The sequence below is a fragment of the Noviherbaspirillum sp. FW303-A3 genome, assembly GCF_058788695.1.
In genome coordinates this window covers 83,124-96,139 of the sequence record NZ_JBYTAZ010000004.1, presented here as the reverse complement: position 1 = coordinate 96,139, position 13,016 = coordinate 83,124, and the positions used below count along the sequence as shown (strand labels likewise).

Sequence of the window (13,016 nt, the reverse complement as noted above, 5' to 3'; positions counted from 1 at the left end):
GTTTTCCTTAGTTCAAAATCGCTTGCAGACGCGCAAGCGCATCCTCAACCACAAAGTCCGGTGCAACTTCCACCCTCTTCGCGCCGCGCGCTTCCAAGTCCATCGAGCGGATCATATTGACCAGCGCAACGCCTTGTGTCTCAGTCCCACTGCCTGCGAGCGGCACGGCGAAGCCTGCATATCGGGCAAAGTCACCGCCTTGGGTAATCGGTGCAACCAGTGCCACGCCAAGAGCATTGAACACAGCAGGCGACAAGACCAATGCCGGGCGAAAATCCCCTTGCTGCTCCCGTCCGGTCACTGGGTTAAGGCTCACTCGCACAATATCGCCACGATCAAACTTTATGCGCCTCACCATGCTTCGTTACCTACCGGCTTCGCGTCATCCCAGCCTTCCAAATCTTTTGGCGGCGGCGCATTCTGGTCACACTGCGCAATCAGTGCAGCAAGCGAATACGAAACTCGTTTCGGCTTGAGCATGACGCCGCCCTCGCGCACTTCAACGGCCAGCTTGTCGCCTGCGCTGACATTGAGCTGATCCAGTAGACCGGACGGCAGGCGAATCGCGGCACTATTGCCCCATTTCTGAATCGACAGTTCCATTTCAGCACTCCTTTAATGTGTCTACATTGTAGATACGGCGAGCATGCCTGTCAAGCGATTGTGTCTACAGTGTAGATACACTGAATGCGACTTGATTGCTTCTTATTCAGTGGCATTTACTCAGGAAATGGCGCAGAACCAGACTGAGAGCCGCGCCAATATTAAGGTTCTCGGAAAAGGGCGCGCTGCGATGGAGCCGTTAGACTACCGCTAACTGCACAATGCCGGCACCAGGAAGGCGGGCGTAACACCGCCATGTTCAAAGGCGTAGCCCGGAACAATCCCCTTGGGCGAGAACAGCACGTTCGCCAGTCCTACTGCTTCAACGCACCGCGCCTGCACGTGAGCCTCTGCGGCCAGCACAGTCGGACAGTCCACTCCACGCGGGCTGGTAATGATGCCAGCGTACGCCACCTGGCCTTGCTTGTAATCGAGGCCGAACATCGCTTTCGCGAACTTCAGGTACTGCGGCTGGTAACGCATTGGCATGCCTTGCGTGTTTTCCCGGTTCCCGCCGATCTGGCCGATGTAGACGTGATGGCTCTCGCCGACCACATAGATGAATTGCCTGGTGTGCCGGTTGGCTTCCCACAGTGCGTGGAAGGAGCTGTACTGAACCCAGGTGATCAAGGCAGTGATGATTTCGGTGTGCATGGTAAATCCTTTCGCAGACGGGGCAGCCCGTTGCTGCAAGTCATAGAGATCCCGGACCGGGCGTCGCGGCGCGCGGGCGAGCAAGAGCCTGTCCAAACGGACATGCTCGATCGTTAAAGCGGGGCAATGTCAGGTAGGTGTCATGGCAGCCTCTTATGCAATATCGATTGACGGATGTACTGTTGAAGAACCCTTGGTGAAGGTTATCTTCCCGTGCCCCTGCGGCCTGCTGCCGCTGCTGCCGCACCCACAAGAGCCACTTGGGGTGCTAAGGACGCAGTACTCAATCCATCTCGCTCGCAGCGGGTAAGGCGCGAGGTCATCGATATCGTTGGCTGTGTGCTCTGTCTTCACGATGCTGATTATTCAACCAGGTCGTGCGCCCGTCAATCCTGTTGTTGTCAGACCGTTACATCAGCGTCCTCCCCTCCCTCCCCGGCCGAAATTTGAAATTGCAGACGCGATCGGTATGGTGGTCATCGCCGTAACTGATTTTGAATTTGCCGTATGACTGCTAGAACCATCGCAACATTGATCAACCTGAAGACCGGAAAGACCCGCGCTGTCCGCACCGATGGTGCCATCCTGTCTCGACCGCCATTTGGCGATCTATGGGAAGTATCGGGCAGGGTGCCGGACGATTTGAACCCAACGGAGTACGTTGAACGCCGGCGAGCGACCGGATGGGTGGACTTCAAGCGGGGAATGATCCCGGCCTTGAGCGATGTCATGCAGCAGATCGAGCAACGATTCGCGCGGGCGACGGACGGCTGTACCGGCATTGCTCCTGACGGGCTGTGCAAGCACGGTTTCCCGGCGTGGCCGCGCGTCCTCAACTGCGCATAGGAAGGGAATATGCTGACCATCCACGTTCGCTACAACAATCGCCAGTTCCCGGAGCACTGCTCCGTGTGTGGCGAATTGCACCAAACGCAAGTAGGGTTCGTCGGCTTTGCCGGTGCCACCAGGGCGGCGGTTTGCGACTGCTGTATCGAGTCCGCTAACCTGATGTTCCATCGCAGAATGAAGTCGTTGTGGCGCGAGGTCGAAGACCTTCCTTTCCACGCCATTACAGGCAAGAGCCTGCTTACCCTTGTCTCCCCAAAGTTGCGCCTGCTTGGGCCGCTCAGTGGCGAGTGTCGCGTAGCTGAGGTGCTCCATGAAGTGTAAATGCGGAGAGTCGTTCTTCTGTTCCGTCACGCGACGCAGGCGCTCGGCCTGGGCGACGCCTTCCTGCCTTTCGACCTCCGAATGGACCCTTGCCGCCGCGCTTGTCGCTGCAGCACGCGGCGGTGCGTCGGCGTTTGTCTCGTTCCTTTACTCGCTGGCCCGTTATTCGAGGGAAGCACTGTGTCAGCGGGTGCTCGGCTATCCCGAAGCCCTCGTCTATCTGCAAAGCGAACGCTGGATTCGGGAGACGTTTTATCCCGGCTTCATGAAGCATCAGCTGCCGCAACTGGAGAAGGCGCTTTCGTCACACCTGGCGCAACTGGAGGGAACACCGTGACAACGAACGCGGCTGCAAGAAAAGGTGACTTGATTGTGGTGAAGGTGACTCATAAAGCGTTCTACCTCAAAGGCGGTACTCAGGTTTACGAGGACTTCCGCATAGGTGCGGTTTCAAGCGTGAGCCGCACGGAACCGGGAAGAATTGCCGCATGGACCTTGAATGGAGGACCGCATAAAGGCAGTCCGCAAGCCAGCTGGGTAGTCAGCCAGGAGCGGGTGGATGTCGACGCGGCATTGGCCGCAGTATCGAAAACGGCTAACAGCTTCGCGACGCTGCAACAGGCAGCGGACTTTCTTTCGCCGTTCAAGCGCATCGCCGCGGCGTGACTGCGTTTTGACCGCTACAGCCAAATAGTGTTATTTTTTGGTTTCTTAATTGTCAAAAGGAATATCCGTAATGGCTACGTACCGCCAGATTCAAGAAAGCTACGCCAAACTTGAGAAGGAAGCACAGAAGTTGCGTGCTGCTGCACTAAAGGCCATTCCGCAAATTCGCAAGCAGATCGAAAGATTCGGGTTGACCGCAGAGGACCTCGGATTTGGCGCCTCTGTCAAGAAGACCGATCCGGTACCGGCCACCGCGCCAGCACCGAAAACCGGCGCGAAGGGTAAAGCCGCCAAGAAAGCGGCCGGCATGGCAAAACCCGCTCCCAAGTATCAGGATCCGAAATCGGGCGCTACCTGGTCCGGCATGGGCAAGCCGCCGAGCTGGATTCGTGAGGCAAAGGACCGCGACGCGTTCCTGATTGCCGGAGGAAGCGGTGCGACGGCTGCTGCAGCGAAGCCGCAGAAGGCCAAGGCATCCAGCAAGAAGGTTGCCAAGGCACGTGCGCCGGCGAAAGCGCCAGCTAAAGGCAAAGCCAAGGCTGCGCCTAAAAAGGCTGGTGCAGTGAAGGCGAAGCCGGTTAAAACCACGGCAAAGAAGGCATCGGGGACGACAGCGAAGCCGGTAGCCCCATCCAAGAAAGGCGAAAAGAAGGCCGTGCCTGCCGTACCGGCGACGCTCGACGCGGGCACGCCTAGCTGATCTGTACGCTCCTACATTCGAGGCCGCCCGCGAGCGGCCTTTTTCATTTGTCTTGGGCAGTTGACACAGGGCGGGGCTGTTTGTGCGCAGGCATTTGAGCGGCCCGGGCTGAAATGTGTTGATCAAGCCGCATCAGTGCACGCGCATCCTCGAGCGCATTATGCGGTGTTGTCGACACCTTCGACACTGGCGGCAGATCCAGCTTGAGTACCATCGTCAAGTCAGGCACCTTGAGACAGCGGCCATTACCGAGCAGTAGTGCGCGCGCCAGGTGCACGATATCTTCCGGCCAATCCGCGATGATTTCGACCTTGTCGTAGCGTCGCAGGAATTCAGCAAGGCCCACCTGCAGTTCGGGCAATGTCACCGGCTCTTTGTTCAGGTGTGGCAGAACGTTCTGGGTCACCCAGGGGATCGGGTCGGCACACCCGACCGTCTCATACCACTCGCTACCGTCCTCGGTGACGATCCCCATGGCGATCAGGTCTCCCCCGAATCCATTGAACTCGCAATCCAACCATGCACGCATGAATCCTCTCTTTCACATCATTGCCTGACCTGCCGGCATGCAATGGAAAGCATATAGGGATTTGCGCGGAAGTCCATTCCCCACATTGCTGCGGTAGCGCCGCGACGCGGAAACGGCGCGAGCTTCACCAGCAAAAACCGAGTGGTTAGGACGCTGTTCCAGCATCGTGCCGTAATTGGAAAGTACACCATTCAAAGAGTAACTTGGGTGCAATTGAGTGAAAACACCCGAGGCAAAAATGCGTGTTCGCAAGACCTTCCCCGCAGATACCACAGGCTGGCTTCCCGGCTTTGAAATCGAGCTCGACGTAGGTACCGTCGCCCTCACGCCGATGGCAGAAGCGATCAATGACGCTTACCCGCCGGCGCCTATCGAACCCGAGCAGGCCGCTGAGCCGGTAGCACTGGGATTCCAAATCGATGCCAGCGTGCCGCTGGGTGGGGTATCGGCGAAAGAGATGGCACGTCGCAATATCGCCGCGATCCGCATGCTGCGCGAAATCGAGGCGGAAGGCCGCCCGGCAACCGAGGCCGAAAAGCGCATCCTGGTCCTTTACGCAGGCTGGGGCGGCGTCGCGGATATTTTCGTCAATCGCTGGGGCGACCCGGATAACTGGAAACCGCTATATGAAGAACTAGCAGGTCTGCTGACCGAAGACGAGCTCGACAGCGCGCGCGCATCGGTCAACAACTCCCACTACACGGACCCGTTGATTATTACGCACCTCTACAAGGTGCTGGCGCGACTCGGCTTCAATGGCGGTCGCATCCTTGAGCCGTCGGCCGGTATCGGGCATTTCCTTGGCTGTATGCCCTCCGATATGCAGGCAAGATCGCGTATTACCGCAGTCGAGATCGATTCCATCTCGGGCAGGATCGCCAAGCTCCTGTATCCAGGCGCGGATTTGCGCATTGACGGATTCGAGAAGGTACGCCTGCCGAACAACTATTACGACCTGGCCGTGTCGAACGTTCCGTTCGGCGACTACTCGGTATCCGATGCGGAATACGACAAATTCAAGTTCCTGATCCACGACTACTTTTTCGCCAAGGCCCTTGATAAGGTGCGCCCGGGCGGTATGGTCGCCTTCATCACCAGCATCGGCACGCTGGATAAACACCGCTCTGCCCTGCGCGCGCACCTGTCGCAACGTGCGGAACTGGTAGGCGCATTGCGGCTGCCGAAATGCGCGTTCAAGGGGATGGCGCGAACAGAGGTGGTGACCGACGCCATTTTCCTGCGCAAGCTGCATCCCGGCGAGATTGCATCGGACACTTCGTGGCTCAATGTCGAAACGACGAAGATTGGCGAGGGTTTCCACGCCAACGCGGTCGCCATGAACCACTATTTCATCTCGCGCCCGGAAATGGTCCTTGGCGAGATGCGCTACCGCTATAACCCGCGCGGCCACAACCTTGAAGTGGTGCTCCCAGAAGGCGAGACGCTTGAATCTCGGTTGGCCGGAGCCGTTGAACAGTTCCCGGCCGGCGCGTACGTCCCGGTCAACGACGCCACCAGCGACGAGCAGGCAGACGCGAACAGCGCCATCCTGGCGCCGGATTACGTCAAGCCGAATGCCTTTGTGGTGCAGAACGGGGTTCTCTACGTTCGCGCATCCGACGCCCTTATTCCGGTCACGGGTTTGAAAGCGGCGACCGAAGAGCGTGTGCGCGGCCTCATTGTCGTGCGCGACGCCATCAGGGCTGTTCTGGCAGCCCAAATCGACGGTACCGAAGACGATGCCGTTGAGACCTTGCGCGCCGATCTCAATACCGCCTACGATGCCTTCGTGGCCAAGAACGGTCCCATCAGCGACAAAACGAACCGCCGCGCGTTCTTCGGCGACCCCGACCTGCCGCTGCTGCTGTCTCTTGAAAATTACGACGAAGAAACGAAAACGGCGACCAAGGCCGAAGTGTTTTCGGTTCGTACCGTCAACGTGCCGCGCCGGATCGAATCCGCTGCCAATCCCGGTGAGGCACTGATCTATTCGCTCAATGAGCGCGGCCGGGTCGACCTCGGGTACATGGCCCGTCTGTTGGGCGGGTCGGCGCTGGAGCTGGCGGAGGAACTTGCCGGGGAAAGCCTGATTTTCCGCAACCCCGAATCCCGCCGGTGGGAGACCGCCGAGGAATACCTTTCCGGCAACGTGCGGGAAAAGCTGCTGGCCGCCGAAGCCGCCGCAGAGCTCGAACCGGCCTACGCCCCGAACGTTGCGGCGCTACGCGAGGTTCAGCCTGCAGACATTCCAGCTGCCGAGATCGATGCCCGTCTGGGCGCGTCCTGGATTCCGCCGTCGGACATCGAAGCGTTCATGGCCTATCTGTTGGAGGACAAGAACGCCCGCGTGCGCTTCTCTGCCCTGGTCGGCGCATGGTCCGTGGACTCCAACGGCTGGGGGCACCAGTTCGCCATCAACAATACACAGTCCTACGGCACGGCGTATGCACCGGCAACGAAGTTGCTGGAGGATGCATTGAACATGCGCCTGACCACGATCTATTTCGAGGATGACGACGGCAAGCGGCACGTCGATGTGGTCGAGACCGCAGCAGCGCGCGAAAAGCAGGAACGCATCAAGAACGCCTTCCGTACATGGCTTTGGGAAGACGACGCACGCCGGCACCGTCTTGTGCGTCTTTACAATGATCAGTTCAACAATATCCGCGTGCGCCACTATGACGGGTCGCGCCTGGTCCTGCCGGGGATCAATGCGATTATTACCCTCAACCCGCATCAGAAGGATGCCATATGGCGCGGGATCGTCGGCGGCAACCTGTTGCTTGCACACGCTGTCGGCGCGGGAAAAACGATGGTCATGTGCGCGATCGCCATGGAGCAGCGTCGCCTTGGCCTTGCCAGAAAGCCCCTGATTGCGGTGCCGAACCACATGCTGGAGCAGTTCTCCCGCGAGTTCCTTGCGCTGTACCCGATGGCGAACATCCTGGTCGCGAGCAAGGACGACTTCGAGGGCGATAAGCGCAAGCTGCTGGTCTCGCGCATTGCGACGGGCGACTGGGATGCCGTGATCGTTACCCATTCGACCTTCGAGAAGATTCCGATGTCGGCGGAAGCCATCGAACAGCAGATCGGCTGGGAGATTGCCGAGCTGGAGGCGGCGATCCTGATGGAGAGCAGCGGAGATGGCAGCCGCAAGCTCGTCAAGCAGCTCGAATCGGCCAAGAAACGCCTGCGCGCGCGCCTTGAAAAGATGGTCAAGGCGTCGAAGAAGGATGGGGTTGTGACCTTCGAAGAACTTGGCGTGGATTCGTTGCTGGTCGACGAGGCGCACCTTTTCAAGAACTTGTTCTACGTCACGAAGATGACCCGTGTTGCTGGCCTCCCGAACAGCAATTCCCAGCGTGCTTTCGACATGTACCTGAAATGCCAGTACATTTCGCGCCAGGCCAATTACAAGCGCGGCGTCGTGTTCGCCACCGCAACCCCGATCAGCAACTCGATGGCGGAAATGTTCACGATGCAGCGTTACCTCCAGTCGCTGATGCTCGAATCGCGCGGCGTGGCAAGCTTTGACTCGTGGGCGGCGAACTTCGGCGAGACGGTGACGGCACTGGAAATCGCGCCGGACGGCAGCGGCTACCGGTTGAACACGCGCTTTGCCCGTTTCTGCAACCTGCCGGAATTGATGCAGATGTTCCGCTCCGTCGCCGATATCCGCATGGCAGAAGATCTGGACCTGCCCGTGCCGACGATCGAGGGCGGCCGCCCGAGTGCCGTCGTTGCGCAGCCGTCGACCCTGCTAAGCGCCTACGTGGAAGAATTGGTCGAACGCGCCGAGGCATTGAAGCGCGGCGGCGTCGATCCGCGCGATGACAACATGTTGAAGATCACCAATGACGGCCGCAAGGCGGCGCTCGACATGCGTCTGATCGATCCCTGCTTCGCCGATGACGAGAACAGCAAGGCAAACAAGGCGGTCGATAACATCGTGCGGATCTATACGGAATACGCCGAGCAGCGTGCAACGCAGCTCGTGTTCTGCGATCTCTCGACCCCGACCAAGGACGGTACGTTCTCGGTCTATAACGATTGCCGTGAGAAGCTGGTACGTCGCGGCATTCCGCTCGCCGAAATCGCGTTCATCCACGACTATGAGACCGATGCGCAGAAGGCCAGTTTGTTCCGCGCGGTGCGCGATGGGAAAGTGCGCGTGTTGTTTGGCTCGACAGCGAAGATGGGGATCGGCACCAACGTGCAAACCCGCCTGCGTGCCATTCATCACCTTGATTCGCCGTGGCGTCCGGCCGACATCGAACAGCGTGACGGACGCGGCCAGCGCCAGGGCAATATGTTTGAAGAGATTGCAATCTATCGCTACATCACGGAGCGTAGCTTCGACGCCTTCATGTGGCAAACATTGGAGAGCAAAATTCGCTTCATCAGGCAGGTAATGAAGGGGGATTCCGCGCTGCGGACGATGGAAGATGCGGATGGGACGTCGCTATCCTATGCGGAAATCAAGGCACTGGCAAGCGGCAATCCGATGGTGATGGAGAAGTATGGTATCGACGCCGATGTGGCCAAGTATTCTCTGCTGAAGACGGCCTATCTCGACAACCTCTATCGCCTCAAGGACGAGATCGCGTCGATACCGCCCGTGCTGGACATGCTTCGCAAGCGGATTGACCGCGTTGGCGCCGACATGGCGGCAGTGCAGGACGTCTCCGGAGACAAGTTCTCGATTCGCCTACAGGGACGTGTGCTGAAAGACCGTTCCACTGCACTCGCAGAACTGGCCGATATGATCCGCCGTGCACGTAAGCATTCCAAGCTCGACGGCCGCAACAGGCGTGAGTATGTCGGCGAATTTGCCGGTCTCAAGCTGGCCATCGACACCACCGCCGGCGGCAAGCATGCGCCTGAAGTTGTGCTGGTGGGCGAGCACCATTATGCGATTACCGCAGACCGCAATACCGTGGGCACGATCATTCAGGTGTTGGAATACCGGGCCGCCAACCTCGCCGGCGTCCGTGAAGCGATGCAGAAGGACGTAGCGCACAAGGAGTCCCGACTTGAGGTGTTGCGCCGGGAGGCTGAGCGCCCGTTCGAGTACGAGGAGCGCCTGCAACACCTTGTTGCGCGCCAGGCGGAGATCAACGATCTGCTCGACTTGAACAAAGATCAGGGCCCGATCATGGATGAGACCGAAGAGGAAGAACTGGTGGCGGCGTAACGGTCCCGTCAGGTGCGTCGGAGATACTGCAACTTTGCATGAAAGGATGTCATGAGTTACCACTCCCCCATTGAAGCGCTGTCACAGTCGCTTTACGCGGCATGCTATGCGGACCTGCCGGTCATCCGGTACCGGGACCGCGACTGGCAGGCGCACCGCAGGCATATGGACAGTCTGAATCGCGAGGAGCGCGCGGCGCTGGTCGCCAAGGAATCGGCAACCGGACAGGTGCAGGGACCGTTCATCGACCGCGAGCGCCGTCCGGAGCCCCGCGACTGCGAGGTGGAGATGTTCCTGCAGACCTGGTCCTCCACCGCTTTGGGTTTTGGCGGCGTCGGCGGTCAGGCGATTACCAGCGCCTATACCGTGATCGTGCACTGCCCCCAGGCGCTGGCCAGCGCCGTGTACTTCGGCGGCAGGCTCGCGTACCTGGTGCCGTCGCACACGCCGCACGCAGCGCGCTTTGCCACCGATATCGTTGGCCACAGCCTTGTGGCATGCGCGGAGGCCGGCGCGGCGTACGGGGCAGTCAAGTCAGCGGGCAGTATCGAGCCCGCCCCTGCGCCGCAGGTGCTCGCCCAGCGTTTGGGCGTAACGATCGGAAGCGACGAATGGAGCGCATTTTCGCGGTTTGTTGAGTGCTTGAATGGCAACATTGACTGCGATGTTGGCAAAGACCTGATGCTGCGCATTGCAGAACTGGGGCTGGTGCAGCGAAAATCAGGTAATTCGTACGGGATAACGGCAGTCGGACGCGCCTTGCTGCGCGCCGGCGACGTCGCGCAAGCCTAGTCGGCCCGTTATTCCACCTTATGCGGCCAGTGGCCGCCGATGCTTTCGGAAGGGGTTGTGGTGATTGAAGGATTTGCAATAACGAGTATTCATAACGATATCCAGACCATGTGCAGTCACATGGAGCGGTTTATCGCGGCAGAAGAGGCCGGAGACGAGCCGAACGTCCTGGCCGAAGTCGCGAAAGTGTCGCTGTGGCGCCGCAAGATTGAAGACAGCTTTGATCAGATCCGCAACGCCACCGAAACCAAGGACGAAGGCCTGCCATGGGGCCAGATTTGCAACGCCAGCGTCCAGTTCGCGTCAATGACGCGCCAATTCTCCGGGGATGCCTTGGGGTTTCCGGCGGTCGCGGAGTGCCGCGATTTCCTGCCGCTGTTGCGGTCGTTCATGCCGGACCGGTTCCGCGAAATCATGGAGCTGGAGGCGCTGGCCGCGCAGCAGGCGGCTCCCTAGCCTGACTGGCTGCCCGCGCGGCTCATCTCGAGCAGCAGCTTGCGCACTTCAAGGGTGACCAGTCCGATGTAACCCGGTGAATCGAGGTCGACGCCGGGATGGATCGCCCGCAAGCGTTCCTTGGCCTGCTCCCGTAGTTTCGCCATCTCGGCAGCAGGAAGATCTGGCTGGGGTCTCCCAGCCATCGCGGCGCCCGGCCGCGCGAACGCTGCCGTTCCCCGTACCGCACGCTCGTCTTGCAGCCGTAACGCCGTTGCGCGCACTGCGCCTTCCCGCACTTGCCGCGCGCGTTCGACGTCATCGTGCTCGGTCTCCAGCATCGCCACCAGCGCCGCAGTGTTGTTCACAAGCGCCTCGCGCTCCTCCGCGCTTAGCAGGCGACCTTCGGACGAACCGAATCGCGGCGTTGAGGCGACGGCCGGCAAGTCGCCATACAACCGCTTGAAACACTCCGACCCGACAACCTTGATCGCGCCGTCATCGTGAATCACATGGATGCGCTTGTAGACGGCGTGACCGCACCCTTGAGCCTGGCATAACACGCGATCGGCCTTTGGCACTTCGAGCACGGTGATGAGATAGACGCTGGGTTTTTCAGCTGTCATGGTGCCTCGCTACCCTTGCCGAAAACGCGGGAGAGCGCACGGAATACACGCCGTGCGAACGGCTGCTCGTTCGCCGACCAGGTGCGCCACGTCCTGTCCTGCATGCCGCTCAGCGTTTTGTTGTCGTAGAGGCGGTACAGGTAGCGTGTGAGCAGACGGCAGGCATGACACACCCCTACTGCCTCTAGTACGCTCATGCGCGCCGAATGGGCGACCACGCTGCCGCGCACCTGATCATCCGGCAGCTCTTTGCCGCAGCATTTGCATTCACCCTTGAAGTCCTCCCACAGCGCCCCGTTTGCGAAACGGACAGGCATTTGGGCCGCAATGGGTTGCATTGCCAGCAGCTCCCGGTCACGGGCGGTCAATGGATGGCTTTTCGCGGCGTTCGTCATGCCCGCAATGGTAGCAGTTGGGGTGACTGTCCTCCATATGGGGCGGGTGCCCTAATTGGAAAATCGCCGCCCCGCCCCGTATGCTGAAAGTACTGTTTTAGGAGATCTGAATGAGCACCAATGCAAATCAGGGAAGGTACCTTGCCGCTGTCGTCTTTGGCGAGTCGCAGGCAACGCAAATCGCCGAGGGCCGCATTACCCGCGAGGTGGTAGGTGCGATGGTAGAGCGCCGTTTCCCGACGGCGGAAGAGCGCGACGCATACCTGCTCGGTGTCAATGACGCCAACGGGAACCAGAACTACTACCCGCTCGATGAAGCAGAACACGCTCGTATCTGCGAGAAGCGAGCGACTATGCAGCGTCGCGTACGCGTGCCGGCGGCAATGACGGCAGCAACGGCGTAGCGCAACCCCCGCGTGGGAAGGTAACATCTGCGTCTTCCCACGCTACTTCGTCTATCCCACGCCATGCGCCTTTTCACTGCCGCCCTCCTCGCCCTTCTCGCTAGCTCTACGGCGCAGGCGCAGGAACCCTTTGCCGCAACCCAACCATGTTCCGTGGAGGTTCCCGCCGGTGTGCAGGAAGTGTTGAACCGTCAATGTGCCGACGTTGCATGCTACGAGCGGCAAGTGCTCGAACTGAAGATGATGGTGATGACCTTCTCGGTGACAAGCGAAACATACAAGCAGGTGATCGATGCCCTCACCTCCCGCCCGGCGAATCCGTCCGGGCCTGCAACGGACCTATGACCTTTCTCAACCTTGCGCCCTGCTCTTCCCCCAGTATTCCTTGCCAGGAATGCGGCTCCCCTGCATTGGTCAGTGAGGACGATGCGGGCGGCAGTTATCGCGAAGTGATGTGCCTCTGCTGCGGTTTGACGGAATGGCTGCCGATGCGCGCAGCAGAAGGATCCGCAACGATCAGTGAGAAGGCCGACGGCGTGCTCTGGACCGGGTATCCCAACGGATCTGTTGTTGCGGCGCCTGTGAACCTGCCCTGCGACCTGGCGCAGGAAGCCTTTGACTCGCCGCAGTGGGCGTATGTCGTACACCGCGATCCGGCGGACAACGGTTTCTTGACCCAGCTCCTGCTCGGCAATCCTCCGTCTCACGACCACTGTGTCGCCAAACTATTAGAGGCCAACAGTGAGGGCGCGTTTCGACCTGAGTGGAGACCAGCTGGCGTTGGTCCGCTAGGCGTACTACGCAGAAGCAACGTGCCCTCCACGATCCACCGGTAATTGGAATAACGG

17 protein-coding genes are annotated in these 13,016 nt (G+C 59.8%); 11 read left to right on the top strand and 6 right to left on the bottom strand.

What is annotated here, in order from left to right; genetic code table 11:
* Window positions 1–7: 7 nt before the first annotated feature.
* The 3 genes from AC3WOY_RS28655 to AC3WOY_RS28645 form a co-directional block, all read right to left on the bottom strand.
* The gene (locus AC3WOY_RS28655; RefSeq protein ID WP_492429958.1) at window positions 8–358 is read right to left on the bottom strand and encodes a type II toxin-antitoxin system ChpB family toxin; all 351 of its coding nucleotides are present in this window, start codon (window positions 356–358) and stop codon (window positions 8–10) included.
* Complete coding sequence (locus AC3WOY_RS28650) at window positions 352–603, bottom strand: AbrB/MazE/SpoVT family DNA-binding domain-containing protein (protein ID WP_492429957.1); 252 nt, start codon at window positions 601–603, stop codon at window positions 352–354. The genes AC3WOY_RS28655 and AC3WOY_RS28650 overlap by 7 nt, the downstream gene beginning before the upstream one ends.
* A 210-nt stretch (window positions 604–813) precedes the next feature.
* Window positions 814–1,257, bottom strand: coding sequence for a hypothetical protein (locus AC3WOY_RS28645; RefSeq protein ID WP_492429956.1), 444 nt, complete (start codon window positions 1,255–1,257; stop codon window positions 814–816).
* 507 nt (window positions 1,258–1,764) lie between these two features.
* Here AC3WOY_RS28645 and AC3WOY_RS28640 point away from each other — a divergent pair.
* From AC3WOY_RS28640 to AC3WOY_RS28620, 5 genes are all read left to right on the top strand, one after another.
* Window positions 1,765–2,103, top strand: a complete 339-nt coding sequence (locus AC3WOY_RS28640; protein ID WP_492429955.1) for a hypothetical protein — start codon at window positions 1,765–1,767, stop codon at window positions 2,101–2,103.
* A 9-nt stretch (window positions 2,104–2,112) separates the two neighbouring features.
* Window positions 2,113–2,427, top strand: coding sequence for a hypothetical protein (locus AC3WOY_RS28635; protein WP_492429954.1), 315 nt, complete (start codon window positions 2,113–2,115; stop codon window positions 2,425–2,427).
* Window positions 2,417–2,764 (top strand): hypothetical protein, encoded by a 348-nt coding sequence (locus tag AC3WOY_RS28630; protein WP_492429953.1) that lies wholly within the window; start codon window positions 2,417–2,419, stop codon window positions 2,762–2,764. The genes AC3WOY_RS28635 and AC3WOY_RS28630 overlap by 11 nt, the downstream gene beginning before the upstream one ends.
* Window positions 2,761–3,093 (top strand): hypothetical protein, encoded by a 333-nt coding sequence (locus AC3WOY_RS28625; protein ID WP_492429952.1) that lies wholly within the window; start codon window positions 2,761–2,763, stop codon window positions 3,091–3,093. The genes AC3WOY_RS28630 and AC3WOY_RS28625 overlap by 4 nt, the downstream gene beginning before the upstream one ends.
* 70 nt (window positions 3,094–3,163) lie before the next feature.
* Window positions 3,164–3,793: an H-NS histone family protein gene (locus AC3WOY_RS28620; RefSeq protein ID WP_492429951.1), complete on the top strand. Its 630-nt coding sequence runs from the start codon at window positions 3,164–3,166 to the stop codon at window positions 3,791–3,793.
* A 43-nt stretch (window positions 3,794–3,836) separates the two neighbouring features.
* Here the strand turns inward: AC3WOY_RS28620 and AC3WOY_RS28615 are convergent, their stop codons facing one another.
* Window positions 3,837–4,322: a 3'-5' exonuclease family protein gene (locus AC3WOY_RS28615; protein ID WP_492429950.1), complete on the bottom strand. Its 486-nt coding sequence runs from the start codon at window positions 4,320–4,322 to the stop codon at window positions 3,837–3,839.
* A gap of 238 nt (window positions 4,323–4,560) precedes the next feature.
* Here AC3WOY_RS28615 and AC3WOY_RS28610 point away from each other — a divergent pair, with 238 nt between their 5' ends.
* The 3 genes from AC3WOY_RS28610 to AC3WOY_RS28600 all read left to right on the top strand — a co-directional run bounded on the left by AC3WOY_RS28610 (window position 4,561) and on the right by AC3WOY_RS28600 (window position 10,764).
* Window positions 4,561–9,516: a helicase-like domain-containing protein gene (locus AC3WOY_RS28610; RefSeq protein WP_492429949.1), complete on the top strand. Its 4,956-nt coding sequence runs from the start codon at window positions 4,561–4,563 to the stop codon at window positions 9,514–9,516.
* Between the two features lie 51 nt (window positions 9,517–9,567).
* Window positions 9,568–10,308, top strand: coding sequence for a hypothetical protein (locus AC3WOY_RS28605; protein WP_492429948.1), 741 nt, complete (start codon window positions 9,568–9,570; stop codon window positions 10,306–10,308).
* 120 nt (window positions 10,309–10,428) lie between these two features.
* Window positions 10,429–10,764 carry a hypothetical protein gene (locus tag AC3WOY_RS28600; RefSeq protein ID WP_492429947.1) on the top strand — a complete coding sequence of 112 codons (336 nt, stop codon included), beginning with the start codon at window positions 10,429–10,431 and terminating at the stop codon, window positions 10,762–10,764.
* Here the strand turns inward: AC3WOY_RS28600 and AC3WOY_RS28595 are convergent.
* Together AC3WOY_RS28595 and AC3WOY_RS28590 are read right to left on the bottom strand one after the other, a co-directional pair.
* Window positions 10,761–11,369: a hypothetical protein gene (locus AC3WOY_RS28595; protein WP_492429946.1), complete on the bottom strand. Its 609-nt coding sequence runs from the start codon at window positions 11,367–11,369 to the stop codon at window positions 10,761–10,763. The two genes, AC3WOY_RS28600 and AC3WOY_RS28595, sit on opposite strands and share 4 nt — an antisense overlap.
* A complete protein-coding gene (locus tag AC3WOY_RS28590) occupies window positions 11,366–11,764 on the bottom strand; it encodes a hypothetical protein (RefSeq protein WP_492429945.1) in 399 nt (132 codons plus the stop codon). Before AC3WOY_RS28590 ends, AC3WOY_RS28595 begins: the two co-directional genes overlap by 4 nt.
* A 110-nt stretch (window positions 11,765–11,874) precedes the next feature.
* On the opposite strand from AC3WOY_RS28590, the gene AC3WOY_RS28585 reads away from it, so the two are divergent.
* From AC3WOY_RS28585 to AC3WOY_RS28575, 3 genes are all read left to right on the top strand, one after another.
* Window positions 11,875–12,168 (top strand): hypothetical protein, encoded by a 294-nt coding sequence (locus AC3WOY_RS28585; protein ID WP_492429944.1) that lies wholly within the window; start codon window positions 11,875–11,877, stop codon window positions 12,166–12,168.
* A gap of 183 nt (window positions 12,169–12,351) precedes the next feature.
* Window positions 12,352–12,513: a hypothetical protein gene (locus AC3WOY_RS28580; protein WP_492429943.1), complete on the top strand. Its 162-nt coding sequence runs from the start codon at window positions 12,352–12,354 to the stop codon at window positions 12,511–12,513.
* Window positions 12,510–13,004, top strand: coding sequence for a hypothetical protein (locus AC3WOY_RS28575; RefSeq protein WP_492429942.1), 495 nt, complete (start codon window positions 12,510–12,512; stop codon window positions 13,002–13,004). Before AC3WOY_RS28580 ends, AC3WOY_RS28575 begins: the two co-directional genes overlap by 4 nt.
* Window positions 13,005–13,016: the final 12 nt, after the last annotated feature.

What these genes read in the sequence shown, in the direction of transcription:
- AC3WOY_RS28635 (WP_492429954.1), top strand. Translation starts at nt 2,113, where the DNA reads ATGCTGACCATCCACGTTCGCTACAACAATCGCCAGTTCCCGGAGCAC.
- AC3WOY_RS28640 (WP_492429955.1), top strand. Translation starts at nt 1,765, where the DNA reads ATGACTGCTAGAACCATCGCAACATTGATCAACCTGAAGACCGGAAAG.
- AC3WOY_RS28600 (WP_492429947.1), top strand. Translation starts at nt 10,429, where the DNA reads ATGGAGCGGTTTATCGCGGCAGAAGAGGCCGGAGACGAGCCGAACGTC.
- AC3WOY_RS28610 (WP_492429949.1), top strand. Translation starts at nt 4,561, where the DNA reads ATGCGTGTTCGCAAGACCTTCCCCGCAGATACCACAGGCTGGCTTCCC.
- AC3WOY_RS28590 (WP_492429945.1), bottom strand. Translation starts at nt 11,764, where the DNA reads ATGACGAACGCCGCGAAAAGCCATCCATTGACCGCCCGTGACCGGGAG.
- AC3WOY_RS28630 (WP_492429953.1), top strand. Translation starts at nt 2,417, where the DNA reads ATGAAGTGTAAATGCGGAGAGTCGTTCTTCTGTTCCGTCACGCGACGC.
- AC3WOY_RS28620 (WP_492429951.1), top strand. Translation starts at nt 3,164, where the DNA reads ATGGCTACGTACCGCCAGATTCAAGAAAGCTACGCCAAACTTGAGAAG.
- AC3WOY_RS28655 (WP_492429958.1), bottom strand. Translation starts at nt 358, where the DNA reads ATGGTGAGGCGCATAAAGTTTGATCGTGGCGATATTGTGCGAGTGAGC.
- AC3WOY_RS28645 (WP_492429956.1), bottom strand. Translation starts at nt 1,257, where the DNA reads ATGCACACCGAAATCATCACTGCCTTGATCACCTGGGTTCAGTACAGC.
- AC3WOY_RS28595 (WP_492429946.1), bottom strand. Translation starts at nt 11,369, where the DNA reads ATGACAGCTGAAAAACCCAGCGTCTATCTCATCACCGTGCTCGAAGTG.
- AC3WOY_RS28575 (WP_492429942.1), top strand. Translation starts at nt 12,510, where the DNA reads ATGACCTTTCTCAACCTTGCGCCCTGCTCTTCCCCCAGTATTCCTTGC.
- AC3WOY_RS28605 (WP_492429948.1), top strand. Translation starts at nt 9,568, where the DNA reads ATGAGTTACCACTCCCCCATTGAAGCGCTGTCACAGTCGCTTTACGCG.
- AC3WOY_RS28650 (WP_492429957.1), bottom strand. Translation starts at nt 603, where the DNA reads ATGGAACTGTCGATTCAGAAATGGGGCAATAGTGCCGCGATTCGCCTG.
- AC3WOY_RS28615 (WP_492429950.1), bottom strand. Translation starts at nt 4,322, where the DNA reads ATGCGTGCATGGTTGGATTGCGAGTTCAATGGATTCGGGGGAGACCTG.
- AC3WOY_RS28585 (WP_492429944.1), top strand. Translation starts at nt 11,875, where the DNA reads ATGAGCACCAATGCAAATCAGGGAAGGTACCTTGCCGCTGTCGTCTTT.